The organism is Flavobacterium sp. IMCC34852 (assembly GCF_030643905.1).
Lineage (GTDB): Bacteria > Bacteroidota > Bacteroidia > Flavobacteriales > Flavobacteriaceae > Flavobacterium > Flavobacterium rivulicola.
The window spans coordinates 1,760,525-1,783,655 of sequence record NZ_CP121446.1; the positions used below are offsets into that span (position 1 = coordinate 1,760,525).

The following is a 23,131-nucleotide window of genomic DNA, read 5'->3' on the forward strand; positions in this document are numbered from 1 at the left end:
GCAAGAATCCTGGTGAAAATCAGGATTTTTTTTGTTTCTTATTTTTCTGACGCAACCAATTTAGGTTTTTACTATCTTTCGTTAAACAAAACCTAACGTTATGAAAAAAATCCATTCCTTTTTGTACTTACTGCTGTTAGTAGTTACTTTTTCAAGTTGCGATTCTAATGATGACAATTCCAATTCAGGTCCGAATGATGATACTTTTACTCAAAATTTCGGAAGTGCTGCCAATCGTGATTTTATAGGTCAAGTAGTCGATACCAACAATAATCCGCTACAAGGTGTAACTATTAAAATAGGTACTTCTACAACGCAAACCGATGTTAACGGAGTTTTTATTATTAATGGTGCTAATGTGTACCAGCGATTTGCTTACATCACGGCAACAAAAACCGGCTATATCGATGGTTCACGTTCAATGGTTCCGACAAGCGGAAAAAACAATGTAAAGATTATGTTGATTCCAAATACTCCTTTAGAAACCATTCAATCAGGTGTTTCCAGTGAAGTTGCTTTGCCTTCGGGAACTAAAGTGGTTTTTGACGGTGCTTTTGTTGATGCCAATGGGAATGATTATTCGGGCAGCGTACAAGTAGCAATGTTTCATTTGACACCAACCGATGAAAACATCAGCAAATTAATGCCCGGAATGTTATATGCTCAAACCGAAACCAATGAGCAAGCCATTTTAGAAACTTTTGGGATGTTGAACGTTGAACTCAGAGGCAGTACCGGACAAAAGTTAAATATAAAAGAAGGTCATACTGCCGAAATCACTATGCAAATTGATAATAGTCAAGTTGCAACCGCACCAAGCTCCATTCCGTTATGGCATTTTGATGAAGAAAAAGGCTATTGGAAAGAAGAGGGTGTGGCCACTAAAGTAGGCAACAAATACGTTGGAGAAGTGTCGCATTTTTCTTGGTGGAATTGTGATGCCCAATTTCCAACAGTTACTTTAACACTTACTGTAGTGGATGCTAATGGTAATGGGATTTCGAATGTTGGCGTCGGATTAATTGCTAATGGGAATACATGGCCTGTAATGGGTTATACCGATATTAACGGTCAAGTTTCAGGATTAATTCCGGCAAATCAAACTTTAGTATTAAATGTTTATCCTGATTATGATTCTTGTAATAGCAATAATGTTATTTACACGACCTCAATCGGACCATTTACAACCAATACCACTTTGCCTAATATTGTTATTAGTAATTCGCCTACAACATTGAGTTCAACGGTAGTTGGGAATTTAGTAAAATGTAATAATACCAATGTAACTAATGGCTATGTAATACTTAACAGAGCAGGAGGTAATTCTGTTTCACCTGTGACTAATGGTGCTTTTAGTTTTAATGAAATCTATTGTCCGAGTAACACGCAATTTACTTTGAAAGGGTATGATTTGGAAAATCTGCAAACGACCGATTCAATAGCTTATAATTTTACCTCACCAATTACTAATATTGGAAATCTTCAAGCTTGTACTGCAGTAGATGAATTTATTTCTTACCAAGTTGATGGTGGTGCTCCGGTATTTTTAATTCAGCAGGTCAATGGCGGTACTACAACACCGGGAACAATTAATCAATATGCTTTAAGCTTAAATGCTTCAGGTGTTAACGGAGGTTTATATATTTGGGGAGATACCAATACTCCGGGAGTATATACTACAGCCCAATTTTCAATAGAAGGCAGCGGAGTTGGTTATATAGGGTCAACTACTACCAATACGATTCAGTTTAATTTAAATCAGGTTGGCGCTATTGGTCAATATATCGATATGACTTTCAGCGGTACTTTTACCGATAGTACCGGATTGCATACTTTAACCGGAGTCGCTCACGTTATTAGAGACAATTAGTCAAAACAATAAATCATAAAAAAGCCCCGAAACATTCGGGGCTTTTTTTATCCTAAAACTTCACTGACTTCACTTTTCATAAACGCCAAAGCTACATTGGTGGCGACTTCGTCTTGAAGTAAGTTACTCAGTATTTTTTCTCGTAGTTTGTCTGCATCAGTTACCGAAGTATCGGCTGTCGTTTTTCTGATGTTTTGAATAATGGTGTTTTTTGCGGTCATAATCATCGTCCAACATTCATCGGTGATATAGATTTGTTGGGTCAAATTGTGCTCAAATTCTTGTTCGATATGGTGAATCAATAAATTCTGATAAGCCACTTTATCGTCGTTCAAAGGCGCTACTCTAATCAATAACTTTGCCGGATTAATGCGTTCCAAAAACAAAGCCATGCGCTCATAAGCTTGTAATCGCAAAGGCAAAGCCTGTTTCTGATTTTCTTTCTGCGCCAACCAACGACGCGTATGCTGCTGGTCTTTGAAATAACTATCGAATAGATAATAGGCAACACCACCCGTAATCAAAGCCGGTAAGGTGTAAAAAGCTAACTCAAGGATTTTATCGGTGCTCATGGTATAATCGACTAAAAATTGTTGACAAATATAAAGAAATACCCTTAAATCTGTATTGCAATTCAAGTTTAGTAATGCTAAATTTGTCCATTAAGAATCATAATCTTAGAGCCTCAGAACCTTAGTCACTTAGTACCTAAAAATGCAACAATACATTTCCCAACTCAACGAAGCCCAACAAGCACCCGTTTTCCAAAAGGATGGCCCAATGATTATCATTGCAGGCGCCGGTTCGGGAAAAACGCGTGTGTTGACAGTTCGTATTTCGTATCTGATGAGTTTGGGTGTCGATGCGTTTAATATTTTGGCCTTAACGTTTACCAACAAAGCCGCACGCGAAATGAAAAAGCGTATTTCGGATATCGTTGGAAACAACGAGGCTAAAAACCTTTGGATGGGAACTTTCCACTCCGTATTTGCTAAGATTTTAAGAATAGAAGCAGAGAAGTTAGGTTATCCGTCGAACTTTACCATTTATGATACGCAGGATAGTGTTCGGTTGATTTCGGCGATTATCAAAGAAATGCAATTGGACAAAGACATCTACAAACCCAAGCAGGTTTACAGTAGAATCTCTTCTTATAAAAACTCGTTGATTACGGTTAAAGCCTATTTCAACAATCCCGAATTGATGGAAGCCGATGCGATGAGCAAAAAGCCTCGTATGGGTGAAATTTATCAAAATTATGTAGAGCGTTGTTTTAAAAGCGGCGCTATGGATTTTGATGATTTATTGCTAAAGACGAATGAGTTGTTAAACCGCTTTCCGGATGTGTTGGCCAAATACCAAGATCGTTTCCGATATATTTTAGTCGATGAGTACCAAGATACCAATCATTCGCAGTATTTAATCGTTCGTGCACTTTCTGATAGATTCCAAAATATTTGTGTCGTAGGCGATGATGCGCAAAGTATTTATGCGTTTCGCGGCGCCAACATCAATAACATTCTCAACTTCCAGAAGGATTACGACAATGTAAAAACCTATCGTTTGGAGCAAAACTATCGTTCGACCAAGAACATAGTAGAAGCCGCCAATTCGATTATCGATAAGAACAAGACCAAGTTGGAAAAAGTGGTTTGGACCGCGAACGACTTTGGTCCCAAAATAAAAGTCCACCGAAGCATTACCGACGGCGAAGAAGGCCGTTTTGTAGCCGGAGAAATCTTCGAGCAAAAAATGCGCAACCAAATGATGAATGGTCAGTTTGCCATTTTATACCGCACCAACGCGCAATCCCGTGCGATGGAAGATGCGTTGCGTAAGCGAGACATTCCGTACCGAATTTACGGCGGTTTGTCTTTCTACCAAAGAAAAGAAATCAAGGACGTCTTGTGTTATTTGAGATTGGTCATTAATCCGAAAGACGAAGAAGCTTTGGTACGTGTCATCAATTATCCGGCCAGAGGAATTGGTGATACGACTGTCGAGAAATTAACCGTTGCTGCTAATCATTACAAGCGTTCCATTTTTGAAGTCATGGAGCATATCGATAAAATCGATTTAAAACTCAATTCGGGAACCAAACAAAAAATAGAAGACTTTGTCACGATGATCAAAAGTTTTCAGGTGATTAATGAGCAGCAAGACGCTTTTGTCTTGACAGAGCATGTGGCCAAGAAAACAGGTTTGATTCAGGAACTTAAAAAAGACGCCACACCCGAGGGAATAGCTCGTATAGAAAATATCGAAACCTTAATGGGCGGTATTAAAGATTTTATCGAAGGGCAAAAGGAAATTGACGGAGCGCGCGGTGCTTTGTCTGAATTTTTAGAAGATGTCGCCTTGGCCACCGATTTAGATAATGATACCGGCGATGATGACAGAGTGGCTTTGATGACGATTCACTTGGCAAAAGGTTTGGAGTTTCCGTATGTGTTTGTGGTGGGAATGGAAGAAGATTTGTTTCCAAGTGCGATGAGTTTAAATACCCGCAGCGAACTCGAAGAAGAACGCCGTTTGTTCTATGTAGCCTTAACCCGTGCCGAACACCAAGCGTATTTGACTTATGCACAATCACGATACCGTTGGGGTAAATTAACTGATGCCGAACCTTCGCGTTTTATAGAAGAAATTGACGATCAATATTTAGAGTACATCAATCCGATGGACCGAGGTGGTTACAGTTACAAACCAACCATTGACTTAGATATTTTTGGCGACATCGATAAGTCGAAATTGCGTTTGGCAAAACCCGTTGCAGGAACACCACCAAAAACTTACGGAGAAGAACCAACATCTTCAGTAAATATTCGTAAATTGAAACCGGTATCGAGTCAGGCACCGGGCAATACCAATTTGTTTGACAGCAAATTAGCAATAGGCAATGTGGTAATGCACGAGCGCTTCGGCAAAGGACAAATTGTAAACCTCGAAGGCATTGGTGCCGACAGGAAAGCGGAAATCAAGTTTGAAGTAGGTGGCATTAAGAAATTATTGTTGCGATTTGCTAAACTTGAAGTTATTGGCTAGTCAAACTCAAAAATACGCTCTAAAAGGTCTAAAATTCTAAGTAGTCTAACAATCATAATTATGGCCGAATTTATCAAAATATACGAAGACAAACCCAGCGAAGCGGCTATAAAAAAGGTAGTGAAAGTGCTTCGAGATGGCGGTTTAGTTATTTATCCTACGGATACGGTTTATGGTTTGGGTTGTGATATTACCAACTCAAGAGCTTTAGAGCGCATTGCCAAAATCAAAGGCATTAAGCTGGAAAAGGCTAACTTTTCTTTTGTGTGCAGCGATTTAAGTAACCTATCGGATTATGTTCGTCAAATTGATACTTCGACTTTTAAAATTCTGAAAAGAGCGCTACCCGGGCCTTACACCTTTATTCTTCCGGGGAATAATGATTTGCCCAAAGAATTTCGAAAAAAGAAAACCGTTGGTATTCGTGTACCCGATAACAATATTGCATTAGAGATTGTTCGTATGTTGGGCAACCCCATTGTTTCAACCTCAATACACGACGATGACGAAGTATTAGAATATTCCACCGATCCTGAATTGATTTTTGAAAAGTGGCAACATAAAGTAGATTTGATAATCGATGGCGGTTACGGAGATAATGTTGGTTCTACTATAATTGATTTGTCTGGCTATGAACCGGTTGTTATTCGTGAAGGCAAAGGCGATCCGGATATTTTTTAGCCTATGAGATTACACTATCTTCTCCTGTACTTTTTATGTTTCAATTTTTCTTTTGCACAATACATCAAAGGCAGAGTAGTCGATGATTTAAATCAGCCTTTGGCAGCTGCAAATGTTTATTACGAAGGAACAACTTTATCAACTTTTACAAATGATAATGGTGATTTTATATTGGTATATGAACCTCAATTGAAAAGACCTATAGTGGTTAGTTATATTGGTTATGTTACCACTTACGTTGAAAGTTATACTATTAGTGAACATTTGACCATAAAGTTAACCCAAGATATTGGCGCTTTACGTGAAGTTGTGGTTAAAAAAGACAAGTTTTCCAGAAAGGAGAAAATGGCCATTTTTAAAGAACATTTTTTAGGAAAAACTGCTTTTGGTTTAAAAACAATTATTGAAAATGAAGATGATATAGTGTTGGAATATGATGAGGAAACCTTTATGTTAAAGGCTTATGCCAACAAGCCTTTGGTGATTGTCAATCCTTCGTTGGGTTACAAAATCAATTATGAATTGGTGGATTTTGAGGTGCAATTTTCTATATTATCACTCAATCCGCATGCGATTAAGAGAAGTTATTATGCCGGATACACTCGATTTGAGGAAATAGAAAATAGTTCTCGTATCCTCAAAAAAAGAGAACAAGCTTACAGAGGTTCACCAATGCACTTTTATAGAAATTTAATCAATGGAATTTGGGGCAAAAATGATTTTCAATTATTTCTGAGAGGACACTTGACAAATCCCTCAAATCATTTTACGGTAACCAAAGAAGCCGATAGGTATAAAGTAGATATTAAGAGACAAAAAATAGATTTTGAAAATGATAATTTGGTTGCTTTTTTTGGATTATTATTTGACGGTAATGAAAATTCCATAGTGCAGTTCAATGCCGAAACAATTTATGTTGATCCTTATGGAAATAATTTAAGTTCTCGAGATGTTTCCTTCTCCGGATTCATTCAATTCAAGCGATTAGGAGATACACTGCCTTTGAATTATGGCCTATAAAAAAAGCGTCCCAAGAAATTGGGACGATTTTTATCTGAACACTGTTCACTGAATATTGAACACTATTTTTTCTGGTTTTTCATTTCTTTTTCAATCATTTCATAGAACTCGTCGATTTTAGGTAAAATCACGATACGGGTTCTTCTGTTGATGGAACGGTTTTCAGAAGTATTGTTTTCCACTAAAGGAATGTATTCGCCTCTTCCGGCAGCAATTAATTGTTTTGGATTGACTTTTAAGTCTTTGGTCAACACTCTTACGATGGCGGTTGAACGTTTAACGCTCAAATCCCAGTTGTCTACTAAAATGGCATTTCCGGTAAAGGGAACATTATCGGTGTGGCCTTCAACCATACATTCAAAAGTTGGTTTGTCATTGATTACTTTCGCTACTTTGGCCAACACTTCTTTAGCTCGGTCGCTTACCACATAACTTCCGCTTTTGAAAAGCAATTTATCGGCTATGGAAATAAATACTACACCTTTATCAACATTTACTTCAATGTCAGGATCAGAAATACCTACAGAGCTTTTTAAACTGGTTACCAAAGCCAAAGTCACACTGTCTTTGCGGGTTAAGGCATCTTGTAAACGGGTGATTTTTAAGTCTTTCTCTTTCAAACTCTCTAAAGATTTCTCTAAGTTTTGAGCTCCTTTTGAAGTCAAAAGGGTCAACTCTTTTTGATTGTTGATCAAGTCGGAGTTGTTTTGCTTTAAGTAATCATTTTGTTTAGAAAGTGCTTCTTTTTCAGATAAACACAAATTCAATTTGACGGTAGTTGAATTTAATAAGTCTTGACATTCCTTGTTTTGTGCTTCTAATGCGGCAATTTTTTTCTTAGTTCCGCATGAAGTCAGCGTTAAAGTAACTAACGAAAGGGCAAAAATTACTTTTCTCATAAGTGTTTAATTAAAATTTGAACAAAAATACGATTATTTTGGATGTGACGAGTTTTAGCGAATGATAAACTCTTGTTAAAATCAAGGCTCAAAAACGGTGCCGTTCTTAATGAAATAACGGTATACTATGCTTTTAGAATGGTAATAGTTTTCAGAATTTGGAGCGTTGCGTTTTTTTAAGTTTCTGTTTATCAAATGGTAGAATTCAAAATGCGCTTTAACTATGGCCCAACAATGAGCCCATTTTCCTTTAAAAATAAATTGAATTCCCGCTAAACCGTCTAAGCAAAGTCGGGTAAAAATGATGGGAAACAGTTTGCTGCCGGGTAAATTTTTGGTCAACATCAACAAGGAATTACGAAAATTCAGGAATGTTTTCCTCGGATTGCTTTCGTTTAAAGTCGCGCCGCCAACATGATACACCACCGATTTCGGAGTGTATTTGGCTTTAAAACCCAAGTTGAAAGCACGCCAACACAAATCAATTTCTTCCTGATGAGCAAAAAAATCACCGTCAAAACCGTTTAAGGTTCGGTAAATGTCTTTTCGGATAAACAAACACGCACCGCTGGCCCAAAAGATTTCGGTTTCATCATCGTATTGACCGCTATCTTTTTCAATAGTGTCAAATATTCGTCCGCGACAATAGGGATAGCCGTATTGGTCTATAAAACCACCGGCAGCTCCGGCGTATTCAAAGTAGGCTTTGTTTTTATAGTCTAAAATTTTGGGTTGAATGATACCTATGTTAGGTTCATTATCAAAGATAGATAGAATAGGGGCAAGCCAGTTTTCAGTAACTTCTATATCCGAATTGACTAAGGCGTAATAGTCTTCTTCTACTTGTTGCAAAGCCACATTATAACCATTGGCAAAGCCAAAATTACCGTCGTTTTGAATGATAGTTATTTGCGGAAATTTTGTCTTAATCACTTCAATAGAGTTATCTGTCGAAGCATTGTCGGCGACATATATTTTAGCTTCATTAGAAAAAGCTATTATTGAAGGCAAGAACTGCTCCAGCAATTTGGCTCCATTCCAATTGAGTATGACTACGGCTATTTTTTTCAAGGCTTATAAGTTTGTAAAATCCGGTAACTCTTTTAAGAAAATATATTGTTCTTTTTCAAAGTCCATTTGACAAAAATAATGATTTAGTCCATTGGTTACCATTAAGTATTTTGCATTAAGTTTGAGATTATATCGGGCAATCTGGTCAAAAGTATTTTGGGTAATATTGACTTCCGGTGCTTTGCATTCAATCAATAAAAATATTTCGCCATTCGGCTGAAAAACAACAATATCGTATCGTTTATTTATATCGTTAATCTTAATTAATTTCTCAACGTTGAGGTAGGATTTCGGATATTTTTTCTCTTGTAACAAAAACTGAACAGTGTGTTGGCGAACCCATTCTTCGGGTGTGAGAATGATAAATTTTTTCCTGATGTCATCAAAAATAGCCACTTTATTTTCACTATTTTTGAAGCGAAACGAATAGGAAGGAAAATTCAGTTTTTGCATAAAGCAAATGTAATTTAAAATTCAAAAATTAAAATTCAAAATGCCATAAAAATGGATGAGGTTGTAAAAATCATCAATGACATTAAAGCCGGAAAAATAAAGCCCATCTATTTTTTAATGGGTGAAGAACCTTATTACATAGACCGAATTACAGAATATCTCGAGCAAAATCTTTTAACGGAAGACGAAAAAGGCTTTAACCAAATGGTGCTTTACGGACGCGATACTTCCATTGATGAAATAGTTTCCAACGCCAAACGCTATCCAATGATGGCTGAGCGCCAGGTTGTAATCGTTAAAGAAGCCCAAGATTTATCAAGAACCATTGAGAGTCTTGAATCGTATGCTTTAAATCCTCAACCAACAACCGTTTTGGTATTGGCTTACAAATACAAAACCCTTGATAAACGCAAAAAAATAGTCAAAACTATTGATAAAATGGGTTTGGTTTACGAGAGTAAAAAAATGTACGAAAACCAAGTCGGACAATGGATTACTCGTGTTTTGCAAGGCAGAGGTTACTCGATTGAACCCAAAGCCAATGCCATGTTAGTCGCTTTTTTAGGCAATGATTTAAGCAGAATAGCTAACGAGTTAAACAAGTTGGAAATTATTTTACCCAAAGGAAGTACCATAACTCCTCATCATATTGAAGAAAACATTGGTTTCAGTAAAGATTTTAATGTGTTTGAATTCCGAAAAGCCATAGGAGATAAAAACCAATTAAAAGCTTATCAAATTGCCAATTACTTTGCGCAAAATCAAAAGGAAAATCCATTGGTTGTAGTCAATGGACAAGTCTTTTCGTTTTTTTCTGCTTTACTTCAGTATCATGGTCTCAAAGATAAATCGCAGGGAAATGTAGCCAAAGCGTTAAAGGTAAATCCGTATTTTGTCAATGATTATATTGGTGCGGCTAAAAACTATCCGATGAAAAAAGTGAGTAGTATTATAGCAACGCTGCGCGATATTGATATCAAAGGTAAAGGAGTTGGTGCTGCCAATCTGGAAGATACTGATTTGTACAAAGAAATGTTGACGAGCATTTTCAGATAGTTTATATCTTTTAAAAATCACTATCTTTATCAGTCTAATTTTATACTGATGAAAAAACTGTTTCTTTTTACCTCATTATTTTTTTCCTCATTCCTTTTTGCACAACAAACTTATATTCAGTGTGGCAAGCTTATCGATACTAAAAATGGTAAAGTACTGACCAATAAAACGATTGTTGTATCCGGAAAAACCATCAGTAGTGTAGAAGATGGATTTCTCAATCCTTCAGACCAAATTACGACAGTAATCGATTTAAAAACCAAAACTGTTATGCCCGGTTGGATTGATATGCACGTGCATTTAGAAGGAGAAACCAGTCCGACAGCTTACTTGGAAGAGTTTACATTAAATGATGCAGATGTGGCTTACAATGCCGAAGTATTGGCCAAAACTACCTTAATGGCAGGTTTTACAACCGTCAGAGATTTGGGAGGAACCGGTGTTAATGTGTCTTTGCGAAATGCTATAAATAGCGGTAAGATAACCGGTCCGAGAATTTTTACAGCCGAAAAAGCCATTGGTTCTACCGGTGGTCATGCCGATCCAACTAGTGGTTATCGAAAAGATTTGATGGGCAATCCCGGTCCAAAAGAAGGTGTAGTAAATAGTATAGATGATGCCAAACAAGCGGTAAGACAACGCTATAAAAATGGTGCCGATTGGATCAAAATTACAGCCACAGGCGGTGTTTTAAGCATGGCCAAAAGTGGTTCGAATCCGCAGTTCACAGAAGAAGAAATTGCGGCTATAGTTAGTACTGCTAAAGATTACGGTATGAAAGTAGCCGCTCACGCTCATGGCGATGAAGGAATGCAAAGAGCAGTGAAATCTGGTGTTAAGACTATTGAACACGGCACAGAAATGAGTGAAGCTACTATGGATTTAATGATAAAAAACAACGCTTATTTGGTGCCAACCATCACAGCCGGAAAAGAAGTTGAAGAAAATGCAAAAAAAGAAAATTATTATCCGGCGATTATTGTTCCCAAAGCTTTAGCGATTGGACCAAAAATTCAGGCTACTTTCGGTAAAGCTTACAAAAGAGGTGTTCCTATTGCTTTTGGTACCGATGCCGGTGTATTTGAACACGGTCAAAATGCCAAAGAATTTATCTATATGGTTGAAGCCGGAATGCCCATCATGAAAGCCATTCAATCAGCAACGGTTACCAATGCCATGTTGTTGGATATGGATAAAAAAATCGGTGTTATCGAAGCGGGCTATTTGGCAGATATTATAGCAACAGAACTCGACCCAACGCAAGAGGTTAGTACGGTATTGAATGTTGTGTTTGTTATGAAAGATGGTGTTATCTATAAAAGTAAATAGAAAAAAGGGACAAGTTTTTTTAATTTTTCTTATCCCTTTTCCTTATCTCTTATCCCTTTTTTAACTCACTTTTTTTACCTAAATTTGCTCTCCTAAAATTAAATACCACAATATATGGCAATGAATAAAAATACCGTTTTGGGTTGGGCTACTTTTATAATGATAATTATGGGATTATTACTAATTGCCCTTGGCGCATTTCGCTACGATGAAACAGCCGGTTGGGGTTTTGGTGCCGTGGGAGTTGGCTTTTTAGCCAATGCTTGGGTTTTCAGTTCACTCAAAGGAAGAGTTTAAAATAGTAATCAGTGTTCAGTTCGCAGTAGGCAGATTGAAACCCTAAATTTAAAATCTAATATCTAAAATTTAAAATAAATTATGTCAGATGATAAGAAAGTGATTTTCTCCATGCAACGCTTGAGTAAATCATATCAAGGAAGTGATAAACAAGTATTGAAAAATATCTATTTGAGTTTCTTCTACGGAGCCAAAATCGGAATCCTCGGTTTAAACGGTTCGGGTAAATCTTCGTTATTGAAAATTATTGCCGGAGTTGATAAAAACTACCAAGGTGATGTGGTTTTTCAACCGGGTTACACCGTTGGTTATTTGGAACAAGAACCCATCTTAGATGATACGAAAACAGTAATTGAAGTCGTTCGCGAAGGAGTTGCCGAAACTATGGCAATTCTTGATGAATTCAATAAAATCAATGATATGTTTGGTTTGCCGGAAGTCTATGAAGATGCCGATAAGATGCAAAAACTAATGGACAGACAAGCCGATTTGCAAGACAAAATTGATGCTGCCGGCGCTTGGGAAATTGACAACAAGCTTGAAGTAGCCATGGATGCTTTAAGAACTCCGGAAGGCGATACGCCAATCAAACATTTATCCGGTGGTGAAAAACGCCGTGTGGCTTTATGTCGTTTGTTATTGCAACAACCGGATGTATTGTTATTGGATGAGCCAACCAACCACTTAGACGCTGAAAGTGTTCTTTGGTTAGAGCAACATTTAGCTCAATATGCCGGAACGGTAATTGCGGTAACGCACGACCGTTATTTCTTAGATAACGTAGCAGGATGGATTTTGGAATTAGATAGAGGCGAAGGTATTCCTTGGAAAGGCAATTATTCTTCTTGGTTAGACCAAAAATCAAAACGCATGGAGCAAGAAGAAAAAGTGGCTTCCAAACGAAGAAAAACTTTAGAACGAGAATTGGATTGGGTTCGTCAAGGAGCCAAAGGTCGACAAACGAAACAAAAAGCGCGTTTGCAGAACTATGACAAACTCTTAAACGAAGACCAAAAGGAGCTCGACGAGAAATTAGAAATTTACATTCCGAATGGCCCGAGATTAGGAACTAATGTAATCGAAGCCAAAGGTGTTGCCAAAGCTTTCGGAGACAAATTACTATACGATAACTTAAACTTTACTTTACCTCAAGCCGGAATAGTTGGGATTATCGGTCCGAATGGTGCGGGAAAATCGACTATTTTCAAAATGATTATGGGTGAAGAAAAACCCGATGCCGGAGAATTTACCATTGGTGATACTGTGAAGATTGCCTATGTAGATCAATCCCATTCCAATATCGACCCGAATAAATCTATTTGGGAAAATTTCTGTGACGGACAAGAGTTGATCATGATGGGCGGAAGACAAGTGAATTCGAGAGCTTATTTGTCTCGCTTTAATTTCGGTGGCAGCGATCAAAATAAAAAAGTTGCCTCATTGTCGGGTGGTGAACGCAACCGTTTGCATCTGGCCATGACTTTAAAAGAAGAAGGAAACGTATTGTTACTCGATGAGCCGACCAATGATTTAGATATTAATACACTTCGTGCTTTAGAAGAAGGTTTAGAAAACTTTGCCGGCTGTGCTGTAGTAATCAGTCACGACAGATGGTTCTTAGACAGAATTTGTACACATATCCTGGCTTTTGAAGGCAACTCTGAGGTGTATTATTTTGAAGGCGGCTTCTCTGAATATGAAGAAAACAAAAAGAAACGTTTAGGAGTTGATGTTACACCGAAACGAATTAAATATAGAAAGTTGATTAGAAATTAACCAAATACATCTAAAATCCTGAGTAATCAGGATTTTTTTTTGAATAAAAAGCCTATATTTGGGAACTCTAACTAACCTAATGAATAAGATTAAACACTGTTGTTTATTTTTATTTTTACTTCTTTCGTTTTGCTCCGTTTATTCGCAGGATAATAGTGCGGAAAAAGAAGTAATTAAAAAACACCTCAATCAAGCGGTTGTTGATTTTAGTGATGCCAATTATGACAAAGCACTCGAATCTTCCAAACAAGCGTTGGTAAAAGCTTTTGCCATCAATGACGACTTGCTGATTGCCCAATCCTATAACACTATCGGTGCTATTTTTAACGAATGTTCCGAAACAGCCAAAGCCATCGAGTTTTACAACAAAGCGCTTGCTTATGCTAAAAAGCTCAACAACGACAAGATGTTCAATTGGATTTACAGCAATTTGGGTAGTGTTTACTATTTCAATGATATTGATGTACCTAAAGGAATCACCTATTATAAAAAAGCCCTTTTTTATGCGATTAAAATAAAAGATACTGCCCAAATAGAATACACCAAGTTAAATTTGGCCAGTGCCTATTTTGCCATCCATAAATATGATTTAGGTAACCGCCAAATCAATGATATCAAAGAGCAGATTTTTAAAAAGGACAATCAAGAAGCCAAAATGTCGCTGCATCTTTTATTGGGAATTTACGACAGCAATAACCAGCAAAAAGCCAAAGGAGAAGAGCATTTTTTAACCGCCAAAACTATTGCAGAGGAAAATGGTTTTGATTCTTTTTTGATTAATATTTACGAGAATCTTGTCAGACATTACAAACAGCACAACGAGTCAGCAAAGGCGGAATTGTACCAAAAAAAATTAGACTCACTCAACAAGATTGTTTATTCGGAAGATAAAATAGACAACCTAAAAAAAGCCGCTACTCAAATTGAGCTGCAAGAGTATAAGATTCAGTTAGGTAAAATTGAAAAAGAGAACGAACAACAACAAAAATCACTCAAGGATTCTAAATTAATCGTAATCCTTTTTATCGTAATTCTCATTATTTTACTCTTGCTGTTGTTAACTTTATACAAGAACATCAAACTAAGAGAACAAGCCAATTTAGAATTAACGCAAGCCAACGAAGCTTTGCAAGAAGCCAAAGAAAAAGCCGAAGAAGCCTCGCAACTCAAGTCTCAGTTTGTTTCCACCATCACGCACGAATTGCGAACGCCTTTGTATGGTGTTATCGGAATTACCAATATTATCACTGATGAGCACAAGGAGTTGACCAACAGTCCGCATCTGAAATCATTAAAGTTTTCAGCCAAGTATTTGTTATCGCTGGTTAATGACATTCTTCAAATCAATAAAATAGAAGAAAAAAGAGTGGTTTTAGAGAATTTAATTTTCAACCTCACCGATGAAATCACCACCATACAAAATTCGGTTGAATACATCGCTGACAAAAATAACAACAAACTAATCATTGAGATTGACACGGCGATACCGGAGTTTTTAATTGGTGACAAACTTCGACTTTCTCAGATTATTATGAATTTGCTCAGCAATGCGCTAAAGTTTACCAAGAATGGTGATGTAGCACTTATTGCTGACTTGAAAGAAGTAGAAGGAAGCAAGTATTTTATCGAATTCAAAGTCAAAGACAACGGCATTGGAATCGCAAAAGAGCACCAAGAAAAAATCTTTGATAAGTTTGTGCAAATCGAACGCAAAGAAGAAGATTACCAAGGCACAGGTTTAGGATTGTCTATAGTGTCCAGATTGATAAAGCTTTTTGACAGTGAGATTTATTTGGAAAGTGAAGAAAATGTTGGGACAACTTTTACTTTTACTATCGGTTTTGAATATGATGAGGACAAGTCCAGAGAAATTATCAATAATATAGAAGTTGATTTATCCGATAGTCATTTGTATAATATATTGGTTGTTGAAGACAATAAAATCAACCAAATGGTGACCAAAAAAATCATCCAAAACAGCAATATGAGTTGTACCATAGTTGATGATGGTTACGCAGCCATTGTGGCTTTGGAAAGAGAAAGATTCGATTTGATTTTAATGGATATCAATATGCCGCTGATTAACGGATTTGAAACCACCAGAAAAATTAGAGAAAAAGGAATCGATATTCCGGTGATTGCTTTGACTGCTTTTGACAAGCAAGAAGTAACCGAGGAAGCCATTTCGGCCGGGATGAATGACATTATGGTCAAACCTTTCGAACCCTCAAAGTTATTCCAGGTGATTACTAATAACATCAAAAAGAAAGAAAGCGTTGACTAATGTCAGTTTATAAGCGCAACATTAAAAATTTAAAATATGAATACCCAAAACTTAGCAGATTTAAGTGATTTAGAGCTTTTGGAGAAAATAAAAACAATTAAAACCAATAAAAGAATCGATGCTGTAATTGTTGGATTTACTTTGGGAATTGTTATTTACAGTGCTGTTAAAAATGGTTTCGGATTTTTTACTTTCTTTCCGCTACTGATAACTTATGTAATTGTCAGGAATTCGGCCAATAATAAAATTTTGGAACAAGAAATACAAAAGGAATTAAAATCACGAAATGTCAATAAATAAAAAAGCGTTGATTAATACCAACGCTTTTTATTTTTCTTAGAACCTTCTGATTTTCTCGACTTGTTTTGGCCTTCCGGCTTTTTTTTGTTTCTCAAATCGGGTTTAGCGTCCGGATTCGGGATTTCGTCTTTCCATGGAAACGGATGGTCTTTGATGATTTTTACATTGACCTTGATTAGTTTCTGAATGTCTTTCCAATAAGGTTCTTCATCTTTCCCGCAAAATGAAATCGAAATGCCGCCATTTCCGGCACGACCGGTTCTACCGATACGGTGAACGTAGGTTTCCGGAATGTTTGGCAAATCAAAGTTGATCACATAAGGCAAACTTTCAATATCAATTCCACGCGCTGCAATATCAGTTGCTACTAACACGGAGATTTCTTTGTTTTTAAAATGATCCAAAACCCTTTGACGCGCCGTTTGCGATTTGTCGCCGTGTATGGCTTCCGCATTGACGCCGTGTTTTTTCAGAGCTTTAACCACATTATCTGCACCGTGTTTGGTTCGAACAAAAACCAATACATTGCTCAAGTTTTCATTGCGTATCAAATGGTACAACAATCCGCGTTTGTCTGATTTGTCGACAAAATAAATTTGCTGCTCAATAATTTCTGCCGTAGAAGAAACCGGAGTTACCGATACATATTCGGGTTGGTTTAAAAATGTGTCCGCCAATTCGCGAATCGCCATTGGCATAGTCGCCGAAAATAATAACGTTTGTCTGTTGGTTGGCACCAATTTCACTATCTTTCTAACATCATTGATAAAACCCATATCGAGCATCAAATCGGATTCATCCAAAACCAAAAAGTGCAAGTGATCAAAATCTACAAAACCTTGTTTGTGTAAGTCCAACAATCTTCCCGGTGTAGCAATAAGAATATCGACTCCTTTTTTAAGTTGGTCAACTTGCGGCACTTGAGAAACACCACCAAATATGGTTAATTGTCTCAAATTAGTATACTTTCCGTAAGTGTCAAAACTTTCTCCGATTTGAACGGCCAACTCACGAGTTGGTGTAACGACAAGGCAACGGATTTGTTTGGTCTTTTTAGACGAACCTACTATTCTGTGGAGGTTGTGTATAATTGGTATGGCAAAAGCGGCTGTTTTCCCCGTACCCGTTTGGGCACAACCTACCAAGTCTTTTCCCGATAAAATAATCGGAATCGCTTTTTCTTGAATAGGCGTAGGGTTGGTGTATCCTTCTTCAAAGACAGCTCTTTGAATACTGTTGGATAATGATAAATCTTCGAATAACATAAAATTTGCTTACGATTAAGTGTAAGCCGAAGCAAAGATAAGGTTAATTAATTACGAATTATGAATTATCAATTACGAATTGTAGGATTTCAGTGAAAGGCAAATGAGCTGCAGTTTCTGGATTAAATTCGTAATTCGTAATTTCAAATTCGTAATTATATCAATTCCTTTCTCGACTTGATAAAATCAGTCACTAAATAGCCAATCAATTTTCCGATAAGATGGTTGTTTTTTTCTTCGCCTAAATCGGGTGCGCCTTCGCAAATATGCATGTAAGCTGCATTTTTATTTTTGCCGAAGAACGATACAAACTGCCGCAATTCTTCAATAGAAAAACCGCTCATGGTCATAGCGCTGCTGGCGATATTGGGTAAAGCATCTAAATCAATTTCAATACCGTAAGCATCGTTTTTAATAAAATCGTAAGCGGTATTCAGTTCTTGTTGGAAGTTTTTTTGTTGGCGTACTTTTATTTCGTCATAAGTATTATAATTCACACGATCTTCCATTTTTTTCAGTATATCAATTACATTCTTGGAAGTGTAGTTTTCGTGTAATCCAAAGATGAAATACTTCTTCAAAAATCCTTCTTCATACGCATAAGAAAAACCGTTACCACTGTGTCTTCCTTCAAGAATTCTGAAATCGGAGTGCGCATCAAAATTGACAGCATTGATGGGTTTTCCCAATCCTAAAGCCGTACCTTTTATATTTCCATAGGCATTATTGTGTCCGCCGCCAATGATAATCGGAGTTTTACCGCATTTGATGATGGTGGTAACAATATGAACTACTTCTTTGTCAATTTTTTCAACTAGTGTACTTAGTAATTTTCTATCGGCGGTTTTGTGAAAGTCAAGTTCTTTGGCTTCTTGCATTTCTGTCGACACATCGAGTTTTCCCAACACTACAATTTGACTTCCTTTGCAAAATCGGTTGTGCTGAATGTTGGCAATACTACTGATAGCGCTTTGCCATGCTGATGCGGCACCGGGACGACCAAAATTGGCGCGAACACCAACATCTTCCGGAATTCCGACCAATACATATTTGGCTTCGCATCTTTTCAAAAAATCAATTGGATTTTCGCCTTTGGGAATGGTTAACATTTTTTCGCCAAACTTTACTTCGCCACTTCTGTGATTGGTAACCTTGGCCAAATCTGTTATTGTGAAAGGAATTAATCTTTCCATTTGAAGAATATTTGCTCAAAAATATAATTTAATTGTTTATTTAACGTTACTATAATAAATATTATTACTTTATATTATTACTTTTGTTAAAATTAAAATTTATAACCTATGGAAAATCAAAACGGTAATTCGAAACTTAAGGCAATCGTAGCAATCTTAGCTATATTATTAGTGGGAAGTTTGGTTTACATCTTCAAATTGACTTCTGATGCGAAGACGATGGAAACTACAGTAGTAGAAATTAAGTCTGAGAAAGAAGCTGTTTTAAAAGACTTAGAAACTCTAAAAGCGACCTATGATGAAGCTATTGCTGAGAACAAAGATATGACCGATGAACTGATTGCAGAAAGAGACAAAGTAACAAAATTAATAGCCGAATTAAAAACCGCTAAAGGTGATGCAGCTTCTTTGAGAAAATACAAAGAACAGTACAAGCAATTAGAGGTAAAAATGAAAAATCTAATGCAGGAAGTAGAAGTTTTGAAAGCCCAAAACCAAGACTTGACTACAGACCTCGATAGTACAAAAGTAGTATTAGAAGATTCAAAAAAATACAATCAAGTATTGGTAGGCCAAAATGAAGAGTTGGCTAAAACGGTTGAAAAAGGACAAAAATTGTCGGTGACCAATTTGAAAACAGCGGCTTACAAATTAAGAAGTTCAGGAAAGCAAATTGAAACAGACAAAGCCAGCAGAGCTGATGTATTGCAAATTGGGTTCACTATTGCAGAGAACAAGATTGCAAAATCAGGAGACAAAGTTTACTATGTTCAAGTGATTGATGCCAAAAACAATGTTTTAGGAGATAAAGCCACGATTTCGTTTGGCGATACTTCTCTAACTTACAGTTTCACTACTACAGTGAAATACGAGAACAAAACGGTAGATGTAAAAGAGCAATTACCGGGTAAAGATTTTGCTAAAGGAACTTACTTTGTGAATGTATTTGACAAAGGCGAATTGGTTTCTAAAAGCAGTTTCTCTTTAAGATAAACCATAATTAATTAATAGAAATGAAAAAGTCCTGAGCAATCAGGACTTTTTTTATGAAATCACTTTTCCGTTGAGCAGTACTTGTTCGATTAAATTACTGCCGAAGGCATAGGGCAATTCATAAAAGGAATTGAGCGGTTTAGTAATAATAAGATTGGCTTTTTTACCGATAGTGATACTTCCGTGAGTCGCTGACAATCCCATGGCGTAAGCACCATTGATAGTGGCTGCATTTATCGCTTCTTCGGGTGTCATTTTCATTTTGATACAAGCCGTAGCTACCACAAAATTCATATTGCCTGAAGGCGTCGTTCCTGGATTAAAATCGGAAGCTAGGGCCAATGGCAAACCTGCATTCAACATTTTTCTCGCCGGAGTGTAGGGAATGCTGATGAAATAGGAACAACTCGGTAAAGCAACGGCAATCGTTTCGCTGTTTTTTAAAGCTTCTATATCTTCATCGGTTACAATTTCAAGATGGTCTACCGAAAGTGCGTTATGCTTCACGCAAGCGGCAATGCCATTGATGGCGGTGAATTGATTCACATGTATTTTGGAACGCAAACCGTATTGTTTTCCGGCTTCCATGATACGCTCGGTTTCTTCTACGGAGAAATAACCGGTTTCTAAAAAAGCATCGATATAATCGGCCAGCTTTTCTTCAGCAATTTTGGGTAACATTTCGTTGATAATTAAATCGATATAAGCCGAGTGGTTTTCTTTATATTCCAAAGGAAATGCATGCGCTCCAAGGAAAGTAGCTTTGATGGCAATAGGATAATTTTGGGCTAATTTTTTAATCACACGCAGCATTTTCAATTCGCCTTCCACCGTCAAACCGTAACCCGATTTGATTTCGACAGCTCCGGTGCCTTGTTGGATGACTTCTTCCAAACGTTTTTTGGATTGGTTATAAATGTCATCTTCAGAAGTTTCGTTGAGTTTTTTGGCCGAGTTTAAAATCCCGCCGCCGCGATTGGCAATTTCTTCATAAGTCAGGCCATTAATTCGATCTACAAATTCTTGTTCGCGATTGCCGGCATAAACAATGTGAGTGTGACTGTCGCACCAACTTGGCAAAACTATTTTTCCGTCCGCCTCAATGGTTTTGTCAGCATTGATTTTCGGACAATCATTCATCGAACCAAAAGCTGCAATCGTATCATCTTCTATTAAAAGGAAGGCGTTTTTTATCGACGGCAAAACTGCCATTTCGTTGCCCGAAACTTTGTCAACGTGAGTTTCTCTGACTTGCAACAATTCTTTAATATTGATGATTAATGTTTGCATAAGCATGATTTTTGGTAAAAATAGTTTGAAAAAAATAAATATGCTTAATTTTAAACAAATTTAGAATTCGTGAGAAAAATAAAATATAAAAAAGAGCGAAAAGTTCAGCCAACATTTTTAGACTATACCGGAATTCATAAACAAATCAAAACAGAGATGCAGATGTTTGTTTATGACGTGAATAATCTGACAGAATATCAAGAGTTCAAAGTAGATGATTTAGACAAATGTTTTGACACAACCCAATCAAATTGGCTCAATGTTCACGGTTTGAATGATGTTGAAGTTATTAAGTCAATAGGTGAGTATTTAAAAGTTGACAATTTTATTTTAGGAGATATTTTAAATACCACAAAACGCACCAAATTAGACGAGTATCGCGATGTACTTTTCTTTAATATCAAATCATTGTTGCCTATAGAAAACAGTGATAACATTAGTGTCGAACAAATCAGTTTTTTATTAAAGAACGGAATTTTGGTTTCTTTTCAAGAAAAGCGTGGCGATCATTTCACTTACTTGAGAGAGCGACTTAGAACGCATTCGGGTATAATTCGAGAAAAGAAAGTTGATTATCTTTTATATTTATTGCTTGATGCTATTATGGAGAATTTTTATGTGACCATAGAAAGTGAAGAGAACAAAGTAGAAGATTTAATCAACCTTTCTAAAACTAGTACCAATCCGATGATTTTGGAATTGGTTGAAAAGCATCGAGATAATTTTAATTTTTTAAAGCGATCTATAATTCCGTTGAGAGATTCATTGTATTCTATCAAGAGTATAAAAGACGACAATATTTTTAATGCAATTGAAATGGAAAATTATAGTTTTTTTGACCGTTTGCATCAAGAGAGTTTGGAATTGTTAGAGCAAATCGAATATGATGTTACTTCGTTAGACAGCGCTTCTAATTTTTATTTTTCCCAACAAAACCACAAGATGAATGAAGTCATGAAAACTTTAACTGTGGTTTCTGTATTTTTTATGCCAATGACCTTTATTGTCGGCGTTTACGGTATGAACTTCGATAATATGCCCGAACTGCATTGGAAGTATGGCTATTTTATAGTTTTAGGTTGTATGCTTGTTTTGTTGCTCGGCATGATTTACTATTTCAAAAAGAAGAAATGGTATTAAATGAATTACGAATTACGATTTTTTTAAGCTTGCTTTCAAATAGAGTAATCCAAGAATTCCGGCGATTAAGGAAGAAATCAGAATCATAATTTTAGCATTGTTGATATGTTCCGCATCTGAAAAGGCGAGTAGCGTGATAAAAATAGACATGGTAAATCCGATACCGCCTAAAAAGCTCACACCAAAAATGGATTTCCAGTTTAAGTCGGATGGCAGATGGCTTAGTTTCAATTTTACGGCTAAAAAGCTGAACAACCAAATGCCTATCGGTTTGCCGATAATTAGTCCGAGGGCAATCCCCAGCGTATAATTGTGACTCAAGGCATAATGCCAATCAGAATTCAAGACAATAGCAGTATTGGCCAAAGCAAAAAGCGGTAAGATAACAAACGCAACCGGTTTGTGAAGAAAGTGCTGTAAGATATAGGAAGTTGATTTTGTATTTCCGTTTCCGAATGGTATGGCAAAAGCCAATAAAACACCGGTAATGGTAGCATGCACACCCGAATTCAGCATGAAATACCACATAACAACACCCAAAGTCAGATATGGAATGAGGTTGCGGACTTTAAGTCGGTTTAAAACCAATAAGAAAACAAAGATGCCTAAAGACATCAGTAAATTACTCCAGACTAAATTTTTGGTGTAAAAAATAGCAATAATTAAAATAGCACCTAAATCATCGATTACAGCGAGTGCGGTTAAAAAGACTTTTAGCGAAACAGGCACTCGGTTTCCCAGTAAAGACAGAATTCCCAGAGCAAAAGCAATATCGGTAGCCATAGGAATTCCGGCACCCGATTGGGTTTCGGTGCCATAATTCAGAAACAAATAGAGGCCAGCTGGCACTAACATACCACCAATCGCTGCAAAAATGGGCAGTAAAGCATTTTTGATATTCGACAATTCACCGGCATAAATTTCTCTCTCTAATTCTAATCCAATCAGCAAAAAGAAAATGGTCATTAAGCCGTCATTGATCCAGTGTTCAAAGGAATGATGCCCGATTTTAAAATGCCAAATGGCTGAATAGTTTTCGCTCAAAAATGAGTTAGTAAGTAACAGTGAAAGTAGCGTACAAGCTATCAGTACAAATCCGCCAGCTCTTTCGCTTTCAAAAAAATCTTTGAATAGTTTGGTAATTCTCATGTTTCAAAGATAAAAAAAAG

The 23,131-nt window shown here is 36.8% G+C and carries 20 protein-coding genes; 12 read left to right on the forward strand and 8 right to left on the reverse strand.

What is annotated here, in order from left to right; translation table 11 throughout:
• Positions 1-100 precede the first annotated feature (100 nt).
• Positions 101-1,870, forward strand: coding sequence for an Ig-like domain-containing protein (locus P7V56_RS07660; protein WP_171222557.1), 1,770 nt, complete (start codon positions 101-103; stop codon positions 1,868-1,870).
• Positions 1,871-1,917: 47 nt separating this feature from the next.
• Here the strand turns inward: P7V56_RS07660 and P7V56_RS07665 are convergent, their stop codons facing one another.
• Positions 1,918-2,442 carry a DUF7935 family protein gene (locus P7V56_RS07665; protein WP_171222558.1) on the reverse strand — a complete coding sequence of 175 codons (525 nt, stop codon included), beginning with the start codon at positions 2,440-2,442 and terminating at the stop codon, positions 1,918-1,920.
• A gap of 142 nt (positions 2,443-2,584) precedes the next feature.
• Here P7V56_RS07665 and P7V56_RS07670 point away from each other — a divergent pair, with 142 nt between their 5' ends.
• The 3 genes from P7V56_RS07670 to P7V56_RS07680 are packed head-to-tail and all read left to right on the forward strand — an operon-like array spanning position 2,585 to position 6,616.
• Positions 2,585-4,915 carry an ATP-dependent helicase gene (locus P7V56_RS07670; protein WP_171222559.1) on the forward strand — a complete coding sequence of 777 codons (2,331 nt, stop codon included), beginning with the start codon at positions 2,585-2,587 and terminating at the stop codon, positions 4,913-4,915.
• A gap of 60 nt (positions 4,916-4,975) precedes the next feature.
• Entirely contained in the window at positions 4,976-5,596 is a 621-nt protein-coding gene (locus P7V56_RS07675) for an L-threonylcarbamoyladenylate synthase (RefSeq protein ID WP_171222560.1), read from the forward strand.
• 3 nt (positions 5,597-5,599) lie between these two features.
• The gene (locus P7V56_RS07680; RefSeq protein WP_171222561.1) at positions 5,600-6,616 is read left to right on the forward strand and encodes a carboxypeptidase-like regulatory domain-containing protein; all 1,017 of its coding nucleotides are present in this window, start codon (positions 5,600-5,602) and stop codon (positions 6,614-6,616) included.
• A 62-nt stretch (positions 6,617-6,678) separates the two neighbouring features.
• Here P7V56_RS07680 and P7V56_RS07685 read toward each other — a convergent pair whose 3' ends face one another.
• The 3 genes from P7V56_RS07685 to P7V56_RS07695 all read right to left on the reverse strand — a co-directional run bounded on the left by P7V56_RS07685 (position 6,679) and on the right by P7V56_RS07695 (position 9,039).
• The gene (locus P7V56_RS07685; RefSeq protein WP_171222562.1) at positions 6,679-7,515 is read right to left on the reverse strand and encodes an OmpA/MotB family protein; all 837 of its coding nucleotides are present in this window, start codon (positions 7,513-7,515) and stop codon (positions 6,679-6,681) included.
• A gap of 81 nt (positions 7,516-7,596) precedes the next feature.
• A complete protein-coding gene (locus tag P7V56_RS07690; RefSeq protein ID WP_171222563.1) occupies positions 7,597-8,586 on the reverse strand; it encodes a glycosyltransferase family 2 protein in 990 nt (329 codons plus the stop codon).
• 3 nt (positions 8,587-8,589) lie between these two features.
• The gene (locus P7V56_RS07695) at positions 8,590-9,039 is read right to left on the reverse strand and encodes a type I restriction enzyme HsdR N-terminal domain-containing protein (protein WP_171222564.1); all 450 of its coding nucleotides are present in this window, start codon (positions 9,037-9,039) and stop codon (positions 8,590-8,592) included.
• 51 nt (positions 9,040-9,090) lie between these two features.
• Between P7V56_RS07695 and holA the strand changes: the two genes are divergently transcribed.
• From holA to P7V56_RS07725, 6 genes are all read left to right on the forward strand, one after another.
• Positions 9,091-10,095 (forward strand): DNA polymerase III subunit delta, encoded by a 1,005-nt coding sequence (gene holA, locus P7V56_RS07700; protein WP_171222565.1) that lies wholly within the window; start codon positions 9,091-9,093, stop codon positions 10,093-10,095.
• A 48-nt stretch (positions 10,096-10,143) separates the two neighbouring features.
• Positions 10,144-11,424 carry a metal-dependent hydrolase family protein gene (locus P7V56_RS07705; RefSeq protein WP_171222566.1) on the forward strand — a complete coding sequence of 427 codons (1,281 nt, stop codon included), beginning with the start codon at positions 10,144-10,146 and terminating at the stop codon, positions 11,422-11,424.
• 114 nt (positions 11,425-11,538) lie between these two features.
• Positions 11,539-11,721: a CAL67264 family membrane protein gene (locus P7V56_RS07710; protein WP_171222567.1), complete on the forward strand. Its 183-nt coding sequence runs from the start codon at positions 11,539-11,541 to the stop codon at positions 11,719-11,721.
• Between the two features lie 81 nt (positions 11,722-11,802).
• The gene (gene ettA / locus P7V56_RS07715; RefSeq protein ID WP_171222568.1) at positions 11,803-13,497 is read left to right on the forward strand and encodes an energy-dependent translational throttle protein EttA; all 1,695 of its coding nucleotides are present in this window, start codon (positions 11,803-11,805) and stop codon (positions 13,495-13,497) included.
• Between the two features lie 79 nt (positions 13,498-13,576).
• Entirely contained in the window at positions 13,577-15,781 is a 2,205-nt protein-coding gene (locus P7V56_RS07720; RefSeq protein WP_171222569.1) for a response regulator, read from the forward strand.
• 36 nt (positions 15,782-15,817) lie between these two features.
• A complete protein-coding gene (locus P7V56_RS07725) occupies positions 15,818-16,081 on the forward strand; it encodes an FUSC family protein (RefSeq protein ID WP_171222570.1) in 264 nt (87 codons plus the stop codon).
• A gap of 11 nt (positions 16,082-16,092) precedes the next feature.
• Here the strand turns inward: P7V56_RS07725 and P7V56_RS07730 are convergent, their stop codons facing one another.
• Both P7V56_RS07730 and P7V56_RS07735 read right to left on the reverse strand, forming a co-directional pair.
• Positions 16,093-17,346: a DEAD/DEAH box helicase gene (locus tag P7V56_RS07730; protein WP_171222571.1), complete on the reverse strand. Its 1,254-nt coding sequence runs from the start codon at positions 17,344-17,346 to the stop codon at positions 16,093-16,095.
• 155 nt (positions 17,347-17,501) lie between these two features.
• Entirely contained in the window at positions 17,502-18,539 is a 1,038-nt protein-coding gene (locus tag P7V56_RS07735) for a formimidoylglutamase (RefSeq protein ID WP_171222572.1), read from the reverse strand.
• A gap of 108 nt (positions 18,540-18,647) precedes the next feature.
• Here P7V56_RS07735 and P7V56_RS07740 point away from each other — a divergent pair, with 108 nt between their 5' ends.
• Positions 18,648-19,532, forward strand: coding sequence for a DUF8428 domain-containing protein (locus P7V56_RS07740; protein ID WP_171222573.1), 885 nt, complete (start codon positions 18,648-18,650; stop codon positions 19,530-19,532).
• Positions 19,533-19,583: 51 nt separating this feature from the next.
• On the opposite strand, the gene hutI is transcribed toward P7V56_RS07740, so the two are convergent.
• Positions 19,584-20,822 carry an imidazolonepropionase gene (gene hutI / locus P7V56_RS07745; RefSeq protein ID WP_171222574.1) on the reverse strand — a complete coding sequence of 413 codons (1,239 nt, stop codon included), beginning with the start codon at positions 20,820-20,822 and terminating at the stop codon, positions 19,584-19,586.
• 69 nt (positions 20,823-20,891) lie between these two features.
• On the opposite strand from hutI, the gene corA reads away from it, so the two are divergent.
• Positions 20,892-21,962 carry a magnesium/cobalt transporter CorA gene (gene corA, locus P7V56_RS07750; RefSeq protein WP_171222575.1) on the forward strand — a complete coding sequence of 357 codons (1,071 nt, stop codon included), beginning with the start codon at positions 20,892-20,894 and terminating at the stop codon, positions 21,960-21,962.
• A 12-nt stretch (positions 21,963-21,974) separates the two neighbouring features.
• Here corA and nhaA read toward each other — a convergent pair whose 3' ends face one another.
• Entirely contained in the window at positions 21,975-23,111 is a 1,137-nt protein-coding gene (nhaA, locus tag P7V56_RS07755) for a Na+/H+ antiporter NhaA (protein WP_171222576.1), read from the reverse strand.
• Positions 23,112-23,131 lie beyond the last annotated feature (20 nt).